The sequence below is a fragment of the Bordetella petrii genome (assembly GCF_000067205.1).
Lineage (GTDB): Bacteria > Pseudomonadota > Gammaproteobacteria > Burkholderiales > Burkholderiaceae_B > Bordetella_A > Bordetella_A petrii.
The window spans coordinates 291,870-305,668 of the sequence record NC_010170.1; the positions used below are offsets into that span (position 1 = coordinate 291,870).

At 66.5% G+C, this 13,799-nt stretch carries 14 protein-coding genes; 11 read left to right on the plus strand and 3 right to left on the minus strand.

What is annotated here, in order from left to right:
• The first annotated feature begins 97 nt into the window (after nucleotides 1-97).
• The 5 genes from BPET_RS01310 to BPET_RS01330 all read left to right on the plus strand — a co-directional run bounded on the left by BPET_RS01310 (nucleotide 98) and on the right by BPET_RS01330 (nucleotide 5,153).
• Nucleotides 98-907, plus strand: a complete 810-nt coding sequence (locus BPET_RS01310) for an IclR family transcriptional regulator (RefSeq protein WP_041862608.1) — start codon at nucleotides 98-100, stop codon at nucleotides 905-907.
• 23 nt (nucleotides 908-930) lie between these two features.
• Entirely contained in the window at nucleotides 931-2,085 is a 1,155-nt protein-coding gene (locus BPET_RS01315) for an acyl-CoA dehydrogenase family protein (protein WP_012247290.1), read from the plus strand.
• A gap of 36 nt (nucleotides 2,086-2,121) precedes the next feature.
• Entirely contained in the window at nucleotides 2,122-3,093 is a 972-nt protein-coding gene (locus tag BPET_RS01320; RefSeq protein WP_012247291.1) for a tripartite tricarboxylate transporter substrate binding protein, read from the plus strand.
• Between the two features lies 1 nt (nucleotide 3,094).
• Complete coding sequence (locus BPET_RS01325; protein WP_012247292.1) at nucleotides 3,095-4,198, plus strand: NAD(P)H-dependent flavin oxidoreductase; 1,104 nt, start codon at nucleotides 3,095-3,097, stop codon at nucleotides 4,196-4,198.
• A gap of 76 nt (nucleotides 4,199-4,274) precedes the next feature.
• On the plus strand, nucleotides 4,275-5,153 hold the full coding sequence (locus tag BPET_RS01330; RefSeq protein ID WP_012247293.1) for an enoyl-CoA hydratase/isomerase family protein: 879 nt from the start codon (nucleotides 4,275-4,277) through the stop codon (nucleotides 5,151-5,153).
• A 9-nt stretch (nucleotides 5,154-5,162) separates the two neighbouring features.
• Here the strand turns inward: BPET_RS01330 and BPET_RS01335 are convergent, their stop codons facing one another.
• A complete protein-coding gene (locus BPET_RS01335) occupies nucleotides 5,163-5,909 on the minus strand; it encodes an RES family NAD+ phosphorylase (RefSeq protein ID WP_012247294.1) in 747 nt (248 codons plus the stop codon).
• On the minus strand, nucleotides 5,909-6,280 hold the full coding sequence (locus BPET_RS01340; RefSeq protein WP_041862610.1) for an MbcA/ParS/Xre antitoxin family protein: 372 nt from the start codon (nucleotides 6,278-6,280) through the stop codon (nucleotides 5,909-5,911). Before BPET_RS01340 ends, BPET_RS01335 begins: the two co-directional genes overlap by 1 nt.
• 99 nt (nucleotides 6,281-6,379) lie before the next feature.
• On the opposite strand from BPET_RS01340, the gene BPET_RS01345 reads away from it, so the two are divergent.
• The 3 genes from BPET_RS01345 to BPET_RS01355 all read left to right on the plus strand — a co-directional run bounded on the left by BPET_RS01345 (nucleotide 6,380) and on the right by BPET_RS01355 (nucleotide 9,063).
• Nucleotides 6,380-6,799 (plus strand): secondary thiamine-phosphate synthase enzyme YjbQ, encoded by a 420-nt coding sequence (locus BPET_RS01345; protein ID WP_041862611.1) that lies wholly within the window; start codon nucleotides 6,380-6,382, stop codon nucleotides 6,797-6,799.
• Between the two features lie 91 nt (nucleotides 6,800-6,890).
• Nucleotides 6,891-7,592, plus strand: coding sequence for a ribonuclease activity regulator RraA (locus tag BPET_RS01350; protein WP_012247295.1), 702 nt, complete (start codon nucleotides 6,891-6,893; stop codon nucleotides 7,590-7,592).
• Nucleotides 7,593-7,710: 118 nt separating this feature from the next.
• Nucleotides 7,711-9,063 (plus strand): alanine/glycine:cation symporter family protein, encoded by a 1,353-nt coding sequence (locus BPET_RS01355; protein WP_012247297.1) that lies wholly within the window; start codon nucleotides 7,711-7,713, stop codon nucleotides 9,061-9,063.
• Nucleotides 9,064-9,075: 12 nt separating this feature from the next.
• Here BPET_RS01355 and BPET_RS01360 read toward each other — a convergent pair whose 3' ends face one another.
• Nucleotides 9,076-10,125, minus strand: a complete 1,050-nt coding sequence (locus tag BPET_RS01360) for an FUSC family protein (RefSeq protein WP_050978190.1) — start codon at nucleotides 10,123-10,125, stop codon at nucleotides 9,076-9,078.
• 150 nt (nucleotides 10,126-10,275) lie between these two features.
• On the opposite strand from BPET_RS01360, the gene BPET_RS01365 reads away from it, so the two are divergent.
• The 3 genes from BPET_RS01365 to otsA all read left to right on the plus strand — a co-directional run bounded on the left by BPET_RS01365 (nucleotide 10,276) and on the right by otsA (nucleotide 13,717).
• Entirely contained in the window at nucleotides 10,276-11,385 is a 1,110-nt protein-coding gene (locus BPET_RS01365; RefSeq protein ID WP_173376817.1) for a DUF1615 domain-containing protein, read from the plus strand.
• Nucleotides 11,386-11,522: 137 nt separating this feature from the next.
• A complete protein-coding gene (otsB, locus tag BPET_RS01370) occupies nucleotides 11,523-12,317 on the plus strand; it encodes a trehalose-phosphatase (RefSeq protein ID WP_158310066.1) in 795 nt (264 codons plus the stop codon).
• A 23-nt stretch (nucleotides 12,318-12,340) separates the two neighbouring features.
• Nucleotides 12,341-13,717 (plus strand): alpha,alpha-trehalose-phosphate synthase (UDP-forming), encoded by a 1,377-nt coding sequence (gene otsA, locus BPET_RS01375; protein ID WP_012247301.1) that lies wholly within the window; start codon nucleotides 12,341-12,343, stop codon nucleotides 13,715-13,717.
• The last annotated feature ends 82 nt before the right edge of the window (nucleotides 13,718-13,799 follow it).

Below are 13,799 nucleotides of genomic sequence, written 5' to 3' on the forward strand. Positions count from 1 at the left end.
AACGATGTGTTTTGCACAGCGAAACAGTACTCTCGAATCGTTGACTGCTTATTTCGAAGGACCAATCATGCCTGCGCCGACACAACGAAATCGAAAAGTGAGTGCCATTTCCCTTCCCGGCCTGGTCAACCCGCACGACCTGTCTTCCGACCGCCAGTTCTCGATGAACCTGGCGCGAGGGCTGGAAGTGCTGCGCGCGTTCACGGCCTCGGCGCCTCTGCTGGGCAACCGCGAGATCGCCGACCGCACGGGCCTGCCCAAGCCGACGGTGTCGCGGCTGACTTACACGCTGACGTTGCTGGGCTACCTGAGCCGTGATCCGCAATTGCAGAAGTACCGGCTGGGGCCGGGCGTGCTGGCCTTGGGCCATCCGCTGCTTGCCAGCATGCACGTGCGCCAGCTTGCCAAACCCGTCATGGAGGCCTTGGCGCGCACCACGGGGTGCACCGTCAATCTCGGCATCCGGGACCGGGACAACGTGGTCTACATCGACTCGGTGCGCGCCGATTCGGCCAATCAGCACCTGCCCGACATCGGCACGTCTCGCCCGCTGCTGGCCAGTTCGATCGGCCGTGCGCTGATTCTGGCCTACCCGGCCGCGGAGCGGACTGCCATTCTCAATTATCTGAAAGTGCAGAATCGCGCCTATTTCGAGCAATACCGAGGCGTCTGGGAGGCCGACCTGAAGCGCTTTGCCGCGGGCGGGTATTGCCATTCCAAGGGCGATTGGCAAAAGGATATACACGCGGTCGCCGTGCCCATCCGCCGGCCCCATGGCGAGCCGCCGCTGGCGCTGAACTGCACGATCGCTGCCCACCGGGTGCAGAAAGACAAGCTGGTGCACGAGGTTGTGCCGCTGCTGAAAGAAGCGGTGCACAAGCTCGCGTTCGAGCAGGGCCTGAACTGAATTCATTCCATGTGGGGACATCCATGATCCGAGATCCGATCAAATTCGAGGCGATGCTCAACGAGGTACGCGAGTTTCTGCGCGCCGAATGCCTGCCGATCGAGCAGCAGGTGGACGAGAACGATGTCATTCCCGAGCCCGTGGTGCAGCGGATGCGCGACCTGGGGTTGTTCGGCCACAGCATTCCCCAGGAGTACGGGGGCGCCGGTCTTACTACCGAAGAACTGGCTCGGGTGAACATCGAAGTGTCACAGGTTGCCACGGCTTTCCGGGCGCGGTTTGGCGGCAACACAGGCATCGCGTCCGAATCGCTGGTGGCCGACGGCACGCCGGAGCAGAAGCGCCAGTATCTGCCGCTATTGGCAAGCGGCCAGATCACGGGATGCTTCGCCCTGACCGAACCCGAGGCCGGATCGGATGCCACCGCGCTGAAGACGCGGGCGGTGCGCGACGGCGCCTACTACGAAATAAGCGGCCGGAAGTGCTTTATTACCAACGCGCCCATCGCCGACCTGTTCACCGTTTTCGCACGCACTGATCCTGACAGCAGGGGCTCGGCCGGCATTTCCGCGTTTTTGGTGGAACGCGACACTCCCGGACTGGCCACGCCGCCAGCCTACCGCAAGCTGGGCCAGCATGGCTCGCCGGTGGGCGAGGTGGTGCTGGACCGGGTGCGCGTGCATGAAAGCGCGATTGTCGGCGGCACAGAAGGACGAGGGTTCCGCACCGCCATGAAAGCGCTCAACAAGCAGCGCATCAACCTGGCTGGCCTGTGCGTCGGCCCCGCCATTCGCCTGGTGCGCGAAATGGTGCGGCGGGCGCACGAGCGAAAGCAGTTCGGCCAGGCAATTGGCGAATTCCAACTGGTGCAGCAGATGATTGCGGAAAGCAATACGGCTGTCCATGCCGCCCGGGCCCTGGTGCTCGAAACGGCGCGCAAGCGCGACGACGGCGTGGACGTGACACTGGAGGCATCGATGTGCAAGTTGTTCGCTTCCGAAATGTGCGGCCAGGTCGCCGACCGCGCGGTGCAGGTTTTTGGCGGCGCCGGCTACATCGCCGGAAACGTGGTGGAACGCTTCTACCGCGATGTGCGGGTGTTCCGCCTGTACGAGGGAACCAGCCAGATCCACATTGCCAATATCGCAAAGCGGACCATGGCTGCCATGCCGGGGTGAATGCCCGGCCATATTCATAATAAGCAAGGAGACACCATGAAAATCACGCATCTGCTGGCGGCCTGCGCGCTTGCCATGCTTGTCCCGGCATCCGCCATGGCGCAGGGCGATTACCCCACCCGGACGATCAAGATCGTCGTGCCCTTCTCGGCGGGCGGCATCGTCGATTCCGTCGCGAGGCTGATCGGCGACAAGCTGGCCACCCGCTACGGCCAGGCGGTCGTCGTGGAAAACCGTACCGGGGCCGGCGGCGCCATTGGCACCGACTACGTCGCGCGCGCGCCCGCCGACGGATACACGTTGCTGTTGGTCAGCCCCAGCCATGCGGTGGCGCCCATACTGAAGAAGAACATTGCCTGGAATCCGGTGCGCGACTTCAAGGCGATTGCCGGGTTCGGCATTGTGCCCAATATCATCGTCGTGCACCCCAGCGTGCCCGCCAAAACCATGGCCGAATTGATTGCCCTGGCGAAGAAAAGCGACCCCCCGATGACTTATTCCACAGCCGGCGTGGGCACGTCGAACCATTTGTCCGGGGAATTGCTGGCGCAGGAAGCCCACATCAAGCTGACTCACGTGCCGTACAAGGGCCAGACGGATGCGTTGAACGACTTGCTGGCCGGACGGGTCGAGATGATGCCATTGACGGCGGCCCTGGCCATTCAGCAGGTCCAGGCGGGCAAACTGCGCGGCCTGGCGGTCACCACAGCCAAGCGCGCCAGCGCCGTGCCCGACTTGCCCACGGTGGCCGAAGCGGCCGACCTGCCTGATTATGCCGTGGGCACCTGGTTCGGACTGGTTGCTCCCGCCGCGACGCCGGCGGAGGTGCGCGAAAAGCTGGCGCGCGATGTAAGCGAAATCATCGCCATGCCGGATGTGCAGGCCAAGTTCGCCTCGCTGGGCATGGAGCTGGCGCCGCAGTCGCCGGCCGAGTTCGATGCGTTCGTGGCGGCCGAGTTCGACAAATGGGGCAAGGTGTTCAAGCAGGCCGGCATCGAGGCAAACTGAGATGTCGCGCATCCGCACGCCGATTTGCGATCTGCTGGAAATCCGCCACCCCATCTTCGGTTTTTCGCATGAACCGGATGTGGTGGTCGCCCTTGCGCAGGCCGGCGGCTTTCCCGTGCTGGGGTTGGGGCGCGACGAGCCCGCGCGCATTCCAGATATCGTGTCCGAAGTCGAAAGCCGGCTCAAGGGGCTACCCTATGGCATAGACCTGATGCTGCCGGCCAACGTGCCCGAACAGGCCGACCTGGCCGGCCTGCGTGCGTCGCTGCCGCAAGAGCATGTCGAGTTTGTCGATGGTTTGCGGCGCCGCTTCGGCATCAAGCCGCCGCTCAAGCCCAGCTTCTTCACATCGCATGCCCGGTCCGAGGCGCTGTTCGAGGCGCAGATCGACGCGGTGCTGCAGTCCAACGCGCGGGTCGTTGCCACGGCCATCGGGCTGCGGCCCGGGCTTCTCCAGGAAGCCCGCCGGCGCGGCAAGCTCAGCTTTTCCCTGGTCGGGTCGGTGCGGCATGCGCAGAAAGCCCTGGCGCTGGGCGTGGATGTGCTGGTGGCGCAGGGGTACGACGCCGGAGGGCACACCGGGCCGGTAGGCACGATGTCATTGCTGCCCCAGGTTATTGCGGCGGCGAACGGCAAGCCGGTGTTGGCGGCTGGCGGAATCGCCACGGGCGGGCAGGTGCTGGGCTGCGTCGGAATGGGCGCCCAGGGCGCGTGGCTGGGCACGCTGTGGATGGCCGCCCGCGAAAACCATACCCCGGCAGCGCTGCTGCAGCGCCTGGTGGCCAGCGGCAGCGAAGACACGCTGATTTCGCGCGCCCACAGCGGCAAGCCCTGCCGCGTGGTGCGCAGCGAATGGATAGACGCGTGGGAAGCCGACGGCTCGCCGGCGCCATTGAAGATGCCTTTGCAGCAGGTGCTGACTGGCGACGTGTTTGCGTCGTTGCATGAACACGGCGAACCGCGGCTTATTTATGAAGCGGCGGGCCAGAGCGTGTTCGGCATCGACGGCGAGACCTGCGTGGCTGACCAGATGCGCAAGCTGGTCCGGGAAATGGACGAGGCCTGGGATTGCCTGGCCGCGCTAAGCCAGCCCGCCGCGTCGTAAGCCGCGAGCCTTGATCCGCACGCCCGCTTGTCGCCGGAAGCGCCATTTCGCCGAACCCCTTGCCTGGACCAAGCCTATGAATACCCCGATCTTTCATGCCGCGTCGCTCGTCATCGAGAACGGAATTGCGGAGTTCACTCACAACCATCCGGCTTCGCGCAATGCGATGTCAACGGCTTTGCGCGCCGACTACGCCCGCATGCTGGACGCGGTCGCGGCAGACGGCTCGGTGCGTGCGCTGATCTTGCGGGGCGCCGGGGGCAGCTTTTGCGCCGGCGGTGACCTGCATGAAATGGCGGACCGGCTGCGCGATCCGGCCGAGGGTTCGCCCGCGGCCACTCGCCGGCGCATCGGGGCCAGTGCGCCTTGGCTGCGCCGGTTGCTGGAGCTCGACGCCATCGTCATCGCGGCCGTGGAAGGCCCGGCTGCCGGCGCCGGCTTCAGTCTGGCGCTGCATGCCGACCTGGTCATTGCGTCACAGGACGCCCGATTCAGCATGTCGTTCCCGCGGATCGGCGCGGTGGCCGATTTCGGCGCGCATTATCTGTTGCCGCGCATCGTGGGGCTTTCCGCCGCCCGGGGCATCCTGCTGACTGGCCGCACCCTCGATGCGCGTGAAGCCCGCGCGCTGGGAATCGTGCATGCCCTGCATCCGGCCGGGCGGCTGACGCAGGCGGCGCACGCGCTGGCGCAGCAGATCTGCCGTGGACCCGCAGACGCCCTGGCGATGAGCAAGCGCCTGCTCAACCTGAGTTTCGATACCGATTACGCCACGATGGCCAATATGGAAGCCCTGTCGCAGGCAGTCGCGATGGCCGCGCCAGTGCACCGCGACGCGGTGCGGCGCTTTGTAGAGAAGCAGGCGCAATCTTATGATTGGGACCGCGACGGCCAGGCAACGGGCCTGGGGCGGCGGGCTGGTGTGACGCCTAGCGTAACGCCTGGCGGGCGCTGATCTGCAAGCTCAGGCCGGAATCGGCAGCTTGCCTTGGTACAGAAAGCCCGATATCGGGTACGTGGCGACTTCGCGTCCGCCGGCCTGCTTGAAGGCGATGGTTTCGGCGCTTGCCTGGCACAGCCATGGGCTGGCGTCGCGCGGGCGCTTTTGCGCCATGGCGTCCAGCGTGAAGAGCCCAACGCAGCAGCCGCCCGCGGGGTCGCGCGCGGAGTAGTACTCGAAGGCCTGCACGCCCGCTTGGCGCATGTCGGTGCCCAGCTGCTGCGCGGCCTGGTAGCGCGCTGGATGCGCCAGCTCGGCCCGATAGGCGTCGAACGGCGGCGCTTGCAGGCGCACGCCTTGCGGCGTTTTGTATCCCACGGAAAACAGGGTGTGCTGGCTATGGATTTGCGCCTTGGGCGGGGGGGCATCCATCGAATGCCAGAACACGAATCGGTAATACGCCGATTCTGCCAGCGTCGTGCCGATGCTGCAGCCGCCATAGAAAATGCCCGGCTCGTGGGTGCGCCCGAAGCGCGAGCCCCATGGCAGCGGCGGATACCGGAAGGGCGTTTTCAGCAGATAGTGATAGCCGGCGTCAGCTTCCGGATAGGGCGGCTTGATGCTGTCGATCAGCGATTCCAGCACGGCCTGCTCTTCGAGCGTATCGACATAGCTCAGGGTGGCGATCTGTTCCTGGCTTTCGACCAGCCGGTAGAGCGTTCCGCCGACCGGGCCGATGTGTTGCGGTCCCTGGCAGACCTGCCAGATCATCAGACCTTGCCCCGGATGGCGTCGACGAAGCGCAGTACCGTCATCAGGCCCTGGATGGTTTCGATTTGCCGCGCCGGCACGCCGCCCGTGACCTTGTTGGGCGTGTGCATGAAATGGCGGATCCAGTCGGGGTCGCCGCCGGCCAGGGTGTACAGGGCGCGCGCCATGCGCACCAGCAACAGGGCCAGCTCGCCTTGCTTGGAGGTGGGTTCGAGCGAGAGATTCTGCTTCAGGCGGCTGACCGCGGTGCGGTGTATGCCCAGCACGGCGGCGAGGTCGGCCTGGCGCAGACCCAGTTGGTCGGCCGCCCGCAGCACGGCCTTGGCCAGGACGGCATCGGGAGACGGCGCGGTGCGGTGCAGGGCGGTCATTAGGCTGCCTTTATGTGCATATTGAACATATAATAGCTGAAGTGTGCAATATGAACAATTCCGTACGCCCGGCGCCCGGGCCACTACCGGCAGGCAACTATGTGGATACAGAAATCGCTGACGCTGGCCGCGCGCAGGCGCGGCTTCCATCTGGTGACAGACGAAATCCTGGCCCGGCTGCCCGAGCTGGGGCGCCTCAAGGTGGGCCTGTTGCACCTGTTCATCCAGCACACTTCGGCGTCGCTCACGATCAACGAAAACGCCGATCCCACCGTGCGGGCCGATTTCGAGCGTTATTTCAACCACGCGGTGCCCGAAAACGAACCGTATTACCGGCACACTGATGAAGGCAGCGACGACCTGCCCGCGCACCTGAAGGCCAGCCTGCTCGGGCCCAGCTTGAGCATTCCCATTAGCGATGGCCGGCTTTGTCTCGGCACATGGCAGGGCATTTACCTGTGCGAGCATCGCAACCATGGCGGCGCGCGCACCGTAGTGGCTACCGTGCAGGGCGAGTGAAGCGGCGGGCGCCTGGCCGGTGGTGTAAATTTTCCGCACATGCGCGCCGCGCCGGCATCGGCGCGTGCCTATCCTGAACCGGAGACCGCCCATGACTACCCCGCAAGACGCGTCTGCCTTCCAGGCGCTGGCTGGTGTCACCACCGCCACCCTTACCACCATCCTGCTGAAGAAAGGCCTGCGCAATGTGTGGATACGCGGTGCGTTTCCGCTGGCGCCCGGCCTGCCGCGCAAGGTGGGGCGCGCGTTTACGGTGCGGTTCATTCCGGCCCGTGAAGACCTGGCTACGCCCGAGTCCTGGAGTTCGCCCAAATCCACCCGGGCCGCCATCGAGCACATGCCCGAGGGCTGCATTGCCGTGGTCGACGCCAACGGCGTCAAAGACGCCGGCTTCTGGGGCGATATCCTGTGCGCCCGCATGGCCAAGCGGGGGGTGGCGGGCCTGGTCAGCGACGGCGCGGTGCGCGACCTGGCGGGTGTCCTGTCCACCGGCCTGCCCATCTGGGCCAGCGGCGCGGCCGCGCCGCCCTCGGTGGCCGGCCTGACGTTCGTCGACTGGCAGCAACCCATAGGCTGCGGAGGCGTGGCGGTGTTTCCGGACGACGTGATCGTGGCCGACCAGGACGGCGCGGTGGTAATTCCCGCCGCGCTGCTCGGCGAGGTGGTTGCCCTGGCGGTCGAACAAGAGCGCCTGGAGGGCTGGATCATGGACGAAGTGCGGGGCGGCGCGGCGCTGCCCGGGTTGTATCCGCCCAACGCCGAGAACAAGGCCCGCTACGAGGCAAGCAAGTAGCCAGGCCTGCCGGGCGGGTGTTCGCGCGCGTTCGCGTCATGTAGGATGTCGCGAACGCAAGGGCCGCAGGCTTGGCCAAGACCATCCTGCGGCCGCTTCATTTCAACTGGAGACGACAGTGCAATTCCTGGACACATTGGTCAATAGTCTCAATGGCCTGGTATGGGGGCCGCCCATGCTGGTGCTGATACTTGGCACCGGCTTGTTCCTGATGCTGCGCCTGGGGTTCATGCCCCTGACGAAAATCGCCGCCGGCTTTCGGCTGGCGTGGCGCAGCCGGACCCGCAAAGACGACGACTCGGGCGAGATCAGTCCTTTCCAGGCGCTGATGACCAGCCTGGCCGCCACCGTAGGAACGGGCAATATCGCGGGGGTTGCCACTGCCATCTTTCTGGGCGGGCCGGGCGCCCTGTTCTGGATGTGGGTCACCGCCCTGGTGGGCATGGCCACCAAGTACAGCGAAGTCTTGCTGGCCGTGCACTACCGCGAAAAAGACCCGCGCGGCGAATTCACCGGCGGCCCCATGTACGCCATACGCAACGGCCTGGGGCCGAAGTGGGCGTGGCTGGGCGTGCTGTTCGCGCTGTTCGGCGGCCTGGCCGGGTTTGGCATCGGCAATATGGTGCAAGTCAACAGCATGTCCGATGCCTTGCAGGCGTCGTTCGGCGTGCCCGACTGGGTGACGGGCGTGGTGACCATGGTGCTGATCGGCCTGGTGGTGCTGGGCGGCATCCGGCGCATCGGCGCGGTGGCCGAGGCGCTGGTGCCTTTCATGTGCATTGCCTATATCGTCGCTTCGGTTGCCGCCCTGGTGCTGATGGCCGACGCCATTCCGGCGGCGTTTCAACTGATCTTCACGCACGCGTTCTCGCCCGTGGCGGCCACCGGAGGCTTTGCCGGCGCGGCCGTCATGGCCGCCATGCGATACGGCGTGGCGCGCGGCATCTTTTCGAACGAAGCGGGGCTGGGCACCGCCGGCATCGTGCAGGCGGCGGGCGCCAGCAAGAGCGCCGTGCGTTCGGGCATGATCGGCATGATCGGCACGTTCATCGACACCATCATCATTTGCACGATGACCGGCTTGGTCATCGTGTGCTCGGGCCTGTGGACCAGCGGCGACAGCGGCGCGGTGCTGTCGTCGTCGGCCTACGAGGCGGCCTTGCCCGGCATTGGCAACTATGTGATCGCCATTGCGTTGGCCATCTTCGCCTTCACCACCATCCTGGGCTGGAGCTACCTGAGCGAGCGCTGCTGGGAGTTCCTGGTGGGCGTGCGTGCGATTCTGCCGTTTCGCATCGTATGGGTGATTGCCGTGCCGTTTGGCGCCATTGCGCAGCTGGATTTCGCCTGGCTGCTGGCCGACACCCTGAACGGCCTCATGGCCGTGCCCAACCTGATTGCGCTGGTCATGTTGTCGCCCGTGGTGGTGAAGCTGACGCGCGAGCATTTCGCCCGGCACCCGTCCGAGTAAGCGCTGGACGGGTTATTGATTCTTGCCCGGGCGCCTTGCCCGGGCATGAAGGCTGTTCAGGTGGTCGGCAAGCGAATTCAGCTCGCCGCAGACTTCCCACCATGCCCAGCGAATAACCTCTATCGCTTCCCTGTCCGCCGCGTCAAGCGTCTGCCGCTGCGCGGTCGCGTCGATGACCTCATCCAGGCGCCGCAGGGGCGCGCGCTGCCGGCCCGGCATCGTGGCCCGGCCGTCCTGGCGCAAGGCTTGCGCCAGGACGTCTATTTGCGAGCCGGCCGCCGCGGCGACTTTCTCCAGGGCAGGGGCCAGCTGCTCGCGAACCGGTTCTGACAGCGGCAGGCTGCCCGCGCGTTCCATCAGCGCGGCGGTGCGCCACAACCGCTCCACCCGGTCGTGCAATTGGTAGACCAGCGTGTGCCGATACAGCAGGTCCAGCGGAAAGGTGTGGGCCTGTGACGACATGTCCCGCGCGCGGCGGCGGGCTTGTTCCATGGTGGCCTTGCTGTACAGGCGAGGGCGCCGCCCGCCACGGCCGAATGCCGTGGCCCATTGCGCCAGCAAGTCGCCGTAGGCGTCGACCGAGGCGGCGAGATTCACGCACACATTGCGGTGCGCCGACAGCGGCAGCACGGCGGCGGCAGCCACGATGCCCGACGCCGAGCCGATGGCGATGGCAATGGTTTTATGCATGGCACCCGCAACGATGTCGTTGCCCGGCGTGACGGTCAGGATGGTTACGGTAACCAGGCTGTAGCTGAGCATCGGCCAGCGTATGGAAACGTAGCCCGCCAGGCCCACCCCGCAAGCGATGCCCCAGCCGGGCGCCAGCTGTGCGAAGTTTGTCAGCAACACAAGCGACACACCCAGCGCGATTCCGATCAGCGCGCCCAGTATGCGGCCGGTCGCCTCGCCTATCGTGCCCTCGACACTGGCTCTTACGACAAACAGCGCCGAGAACGCACCCCAGGCGATGTCGGGCAGATCCTGCCATTTCATGCAGGCATACGCGAGCAGCACCGCGGCCGCTGTTTGCAGGGGCAGCCGTACGTCATCCAGTGCCAAGGTCGCGCGGCAGGCGGCGGCCCGTTCTTTCAACAGCCGGAAAGCGGGCCTGGGAGTAGAGCGTGGAGGTGTCGCAGTCAAGGTCGTGGCCAGTACTCAATGAGCGCTTCCCGAAGCAAGCGTTGTGCCTGGCGCGGTAGAATTTCCCGCATGCCAAGAGCCGCCCTTGCCAGTGTTCCAATGCGCTACGCCCGCTGGGCGGGCGCGCTGCTGCTGGCGGTGCTGGCTGGCTGCGCCACCCAGGTTCCCGAAGAGCCTACCCGCGGCGCCAGCGTCATACGGGCCGACCTGCAGCGCTTGCTGCCCGCGCAGGTATCCGACCGCGAGGGCTGGGCGCGCGACATCGCCGTGGCTTTCACCGCGCAAGGCCTGGATTCCAGCCGCACCAACCTGTGCGCCGTGATCGCCGTCACCGAACAGGAATCCTCGTTTCGCGCCGATCCCGCGGTGCCAGGGCTGCCGGACATCGCCCGGCGCGAAATACAGCGCCGCACGCAGGCCATGCACGTGCCGACCTTTCTGGTGAACGCCGCCCTGAACCTGAAGTCGCCTACCGGCAAGACCTACAACCAGCGGCTGGATGCGGTGCGCACCGAAAGGCAGCTGAGCGAAATCTTCGAAGACTTCATCGGCATGGTGCCGATGGGCCGGCAATTGTTCGGCGGCCTGAACCCCGTTCGCACCGGCGGGCCCATGCAGGTCAGCATCGCCTTTGCGCAGGCCCATGCGCAAGACTACCCGTACGAGGTCGACGGTTCGATCCGCCACGAGGTGTTCACGCGGCGCGGTGGCATGTATTTCGGCATTGCGCACCTGCTCGGATATCCGGCCCGCTACGATTCGGTGCTGTACCGGTTCGCCGATTTCAACGCCGGCTGGTATGCCAGCCGCAATGCTGCCTTCCAGGCTGCCGTCAGCCGGTTGTCGGGCATCGAACTGGCGCTCGATGGCGACTTGCTGATACGCGGGTCGATCGACCCCAGCCGCACCGAGCGGGCGGTGCGAGCCATCCGGCGGCGGCTGGACATCAACGAAGCGCGCATCCGGCCCGACCTGGAAAAAGGCGATACGCTGGAATTCGAAAGCACGCGGCTCTACCGGCGCGTGTTCGAACTGGCCGACCGGGATGCCGGCCAGCGCGTGCCGCGCGCCGTGCTGCCAGGCATCAAGCTGTCCAGTCCGAAGATCACCCGCAACCTGACTACCGCGTGGTTTGCCAACCGGGTGCACGGGCGCTGGAAGCAGTGCATGGCCCGATAGGCCACGCGGGCGGGCACGCTATTTGCGTGCCGCGCGGGCAGCCGGCGAATCGAGGCGCCATTGCGCAACCCCGTCGATCTGCCGTATGTTGAAAACTGCGTCTGGCGGATTACGCGCCAGGCGGCTGGATGGAGTCTATGCACAGCAAGCAGGATGCGTTCTTGCCGCGGTCAGAAGCCTTGCCGCAGAGCGGGCAGGAACCCGCCGTGCCGCATCCGGGCCGCATTGCCCTGTTTCTGGATCTGGACGGCACGCTGGCCGCGATACAGCCCGACCCTGACCTGGTGATGGTGCCTCCCGCCACCATCGATGTGCTGCGCCGGGTCGAGCAGGCCCTGGACGGGGCGCTGGCTATCTTGTCGGGCAGGCCCGGCATCGACCTGGACCGCCTGCTGCACCCCCTGTTGCTGCCGCATGCCGCCGGGCACGGCGCGGAGCGCCGTGACCGCCATGGCGTGGTGGTGCAGGCGCCCGTGGCCCCGGGCCTGGGGGCTGCAAGGGCACAGCTGCGCCAGCGCGTGGCTGGCTGGCAAGGCGTCTGGATCGAGCCCAAGGGGCACGGGCTGGCGGTGCATTACCGCGCCGCGCCCGGCATGGCGGCGCGCGTGGAATCGGCCGTGCGCGAGACGGCGGCGCGCCATGCGCCGGCCTTCGACGTGCAGCCCGGCAAGATGGTGTTCGAGCTGCGGCCTCATGGCATCGACAAGGGCAGCGCATTGCGGGCCTTCATGCGCGAGGCGCCCTATGCCGGCCGCGTGCCGGTCATGGTGGGCGACGACCTGACCGACGAAGCGGGTTTCATCGCCGCCCGCCAGGCCGGCGGCTACGGCATCAAGATCGGCGCGGGGCCCAGTTCGGCCATGTGGCGCCTGCCCGGCCCCGAGGCGCTGGCCGACTGGCTGCGGCGCCTGGGCTCCGCTCCAACGCCATAGATGTCCGACAAAAAGGAGCAGGCATGGGCCGGCTGATTGTCATATCGAACCGAGTAGCCTTGCCCTCCGGCGCGCGGGCGCCGGGCGGGCTGGCCGTGGGCTTGTACGACGCGCTGCGCGACTCGGGTGGAATGTGGCTGGGCTGGAACGGCGAGATCGCCGGGCCGGACGCGGACGGCGCGTTGTCGACGGTGACGCGCGACAACATCACGTACGCCACTTTTCCGCTGGCGCAACACGACTACGACTGCTACTACCGTGGGTTTTCAAACGCGGTGCTGTGGCCGGTGTTTCATTACCGCCCCGACCTGGCGCGCTATCGCCGCGCCGACCACGAGGGTTACTTGCGGGTGAACCGCGAGTTCGCGCAACGGTTGGCGCCCATGCTCAGGCCCGACGATGTGGTCTGGGTGCACGATTACCACTTGCTGGCGCTGGGCCGCTATTGCCGCGACCTGGGCGTGCGCAATCGCATCGGGTTCTTCCTGCACATTCCCTTTCCGGCCGCCGAAGTATTCAGGACGATTCCGCCGCACCAGGCGCTGGCGCAGGCCATGTGCGCCTACGATGTCGTGGGGTTTCAAACCGACACCGATGCCGAGGCCTTCAGCGACTATTGCGAGAAGCACCTGCGGACCGGGCGGGAGGCAGGCGGCCTGCGCATGCCGGAACGCCGGTTGCGGGTGGGCACCTATCCCATCGGCATCGACGTCGACGACGTGGCGGCGATGGCGGGCAAGAAGGGCTCCAGCCAGGAAGTCGCGCTTAAGCTCGGCCTGGCCGACCGCAAGCTGATCATCAGCATCGACCGGCTGGATTACAGCAAGGGCTTGCTGGAACGCTTTGCTGCCTTCGAGCAACTGCTGGAGATCGAGCCTGACCATGGCAGCCATGTGTCGTTCGTTCAGCTGGCGCAGTCGTCGCGGTCGGACGTGCAGGGGTACCGCGAAATACGCCGCGAGCTGGACCGCGCCGCCGGCCGCATCAACGGCAAATGGGGCGAGCTGGGCTGGGCGCCGCTACGCTACATCAACCGCTCTTATGCCCGCGCGACGCTCATGCCGCTGATGCGAGCCTCGCAGGTTGGCCTGGTGACGCCGCTGCGCGACGGCATGAACCTGGTGGCCAAGGAGTACGTGGCGGCGCAGCCGCCGGACGACCCCGGCGTGCTGGTGCTGTCGCAATTTGCCGGCGCCGCGCGCGAAATGCGGGACGCCGCGCTGATCGTGAATCCGTACGATACCGAGGGCATGGCGCTCGCGCTCGACCAGGCGCTGCGCATGCCGCTGGCCGAACGCGTCGAACGCCACCGCAGCCTGCTGCAGGGTCTTCGCACGCACGACCTGGCAGCCTGGAAGAACCGGTTTCTGGCCGACCTGCGCGCCCCGGCCAAACGGTAGCCGGGCCGTTGCGCGACCCGGGGTTTCGCCGTACCGTATGCGGGCCGGGCCGCGCGCATGGGCACGCGGCGCCGCGCACCGG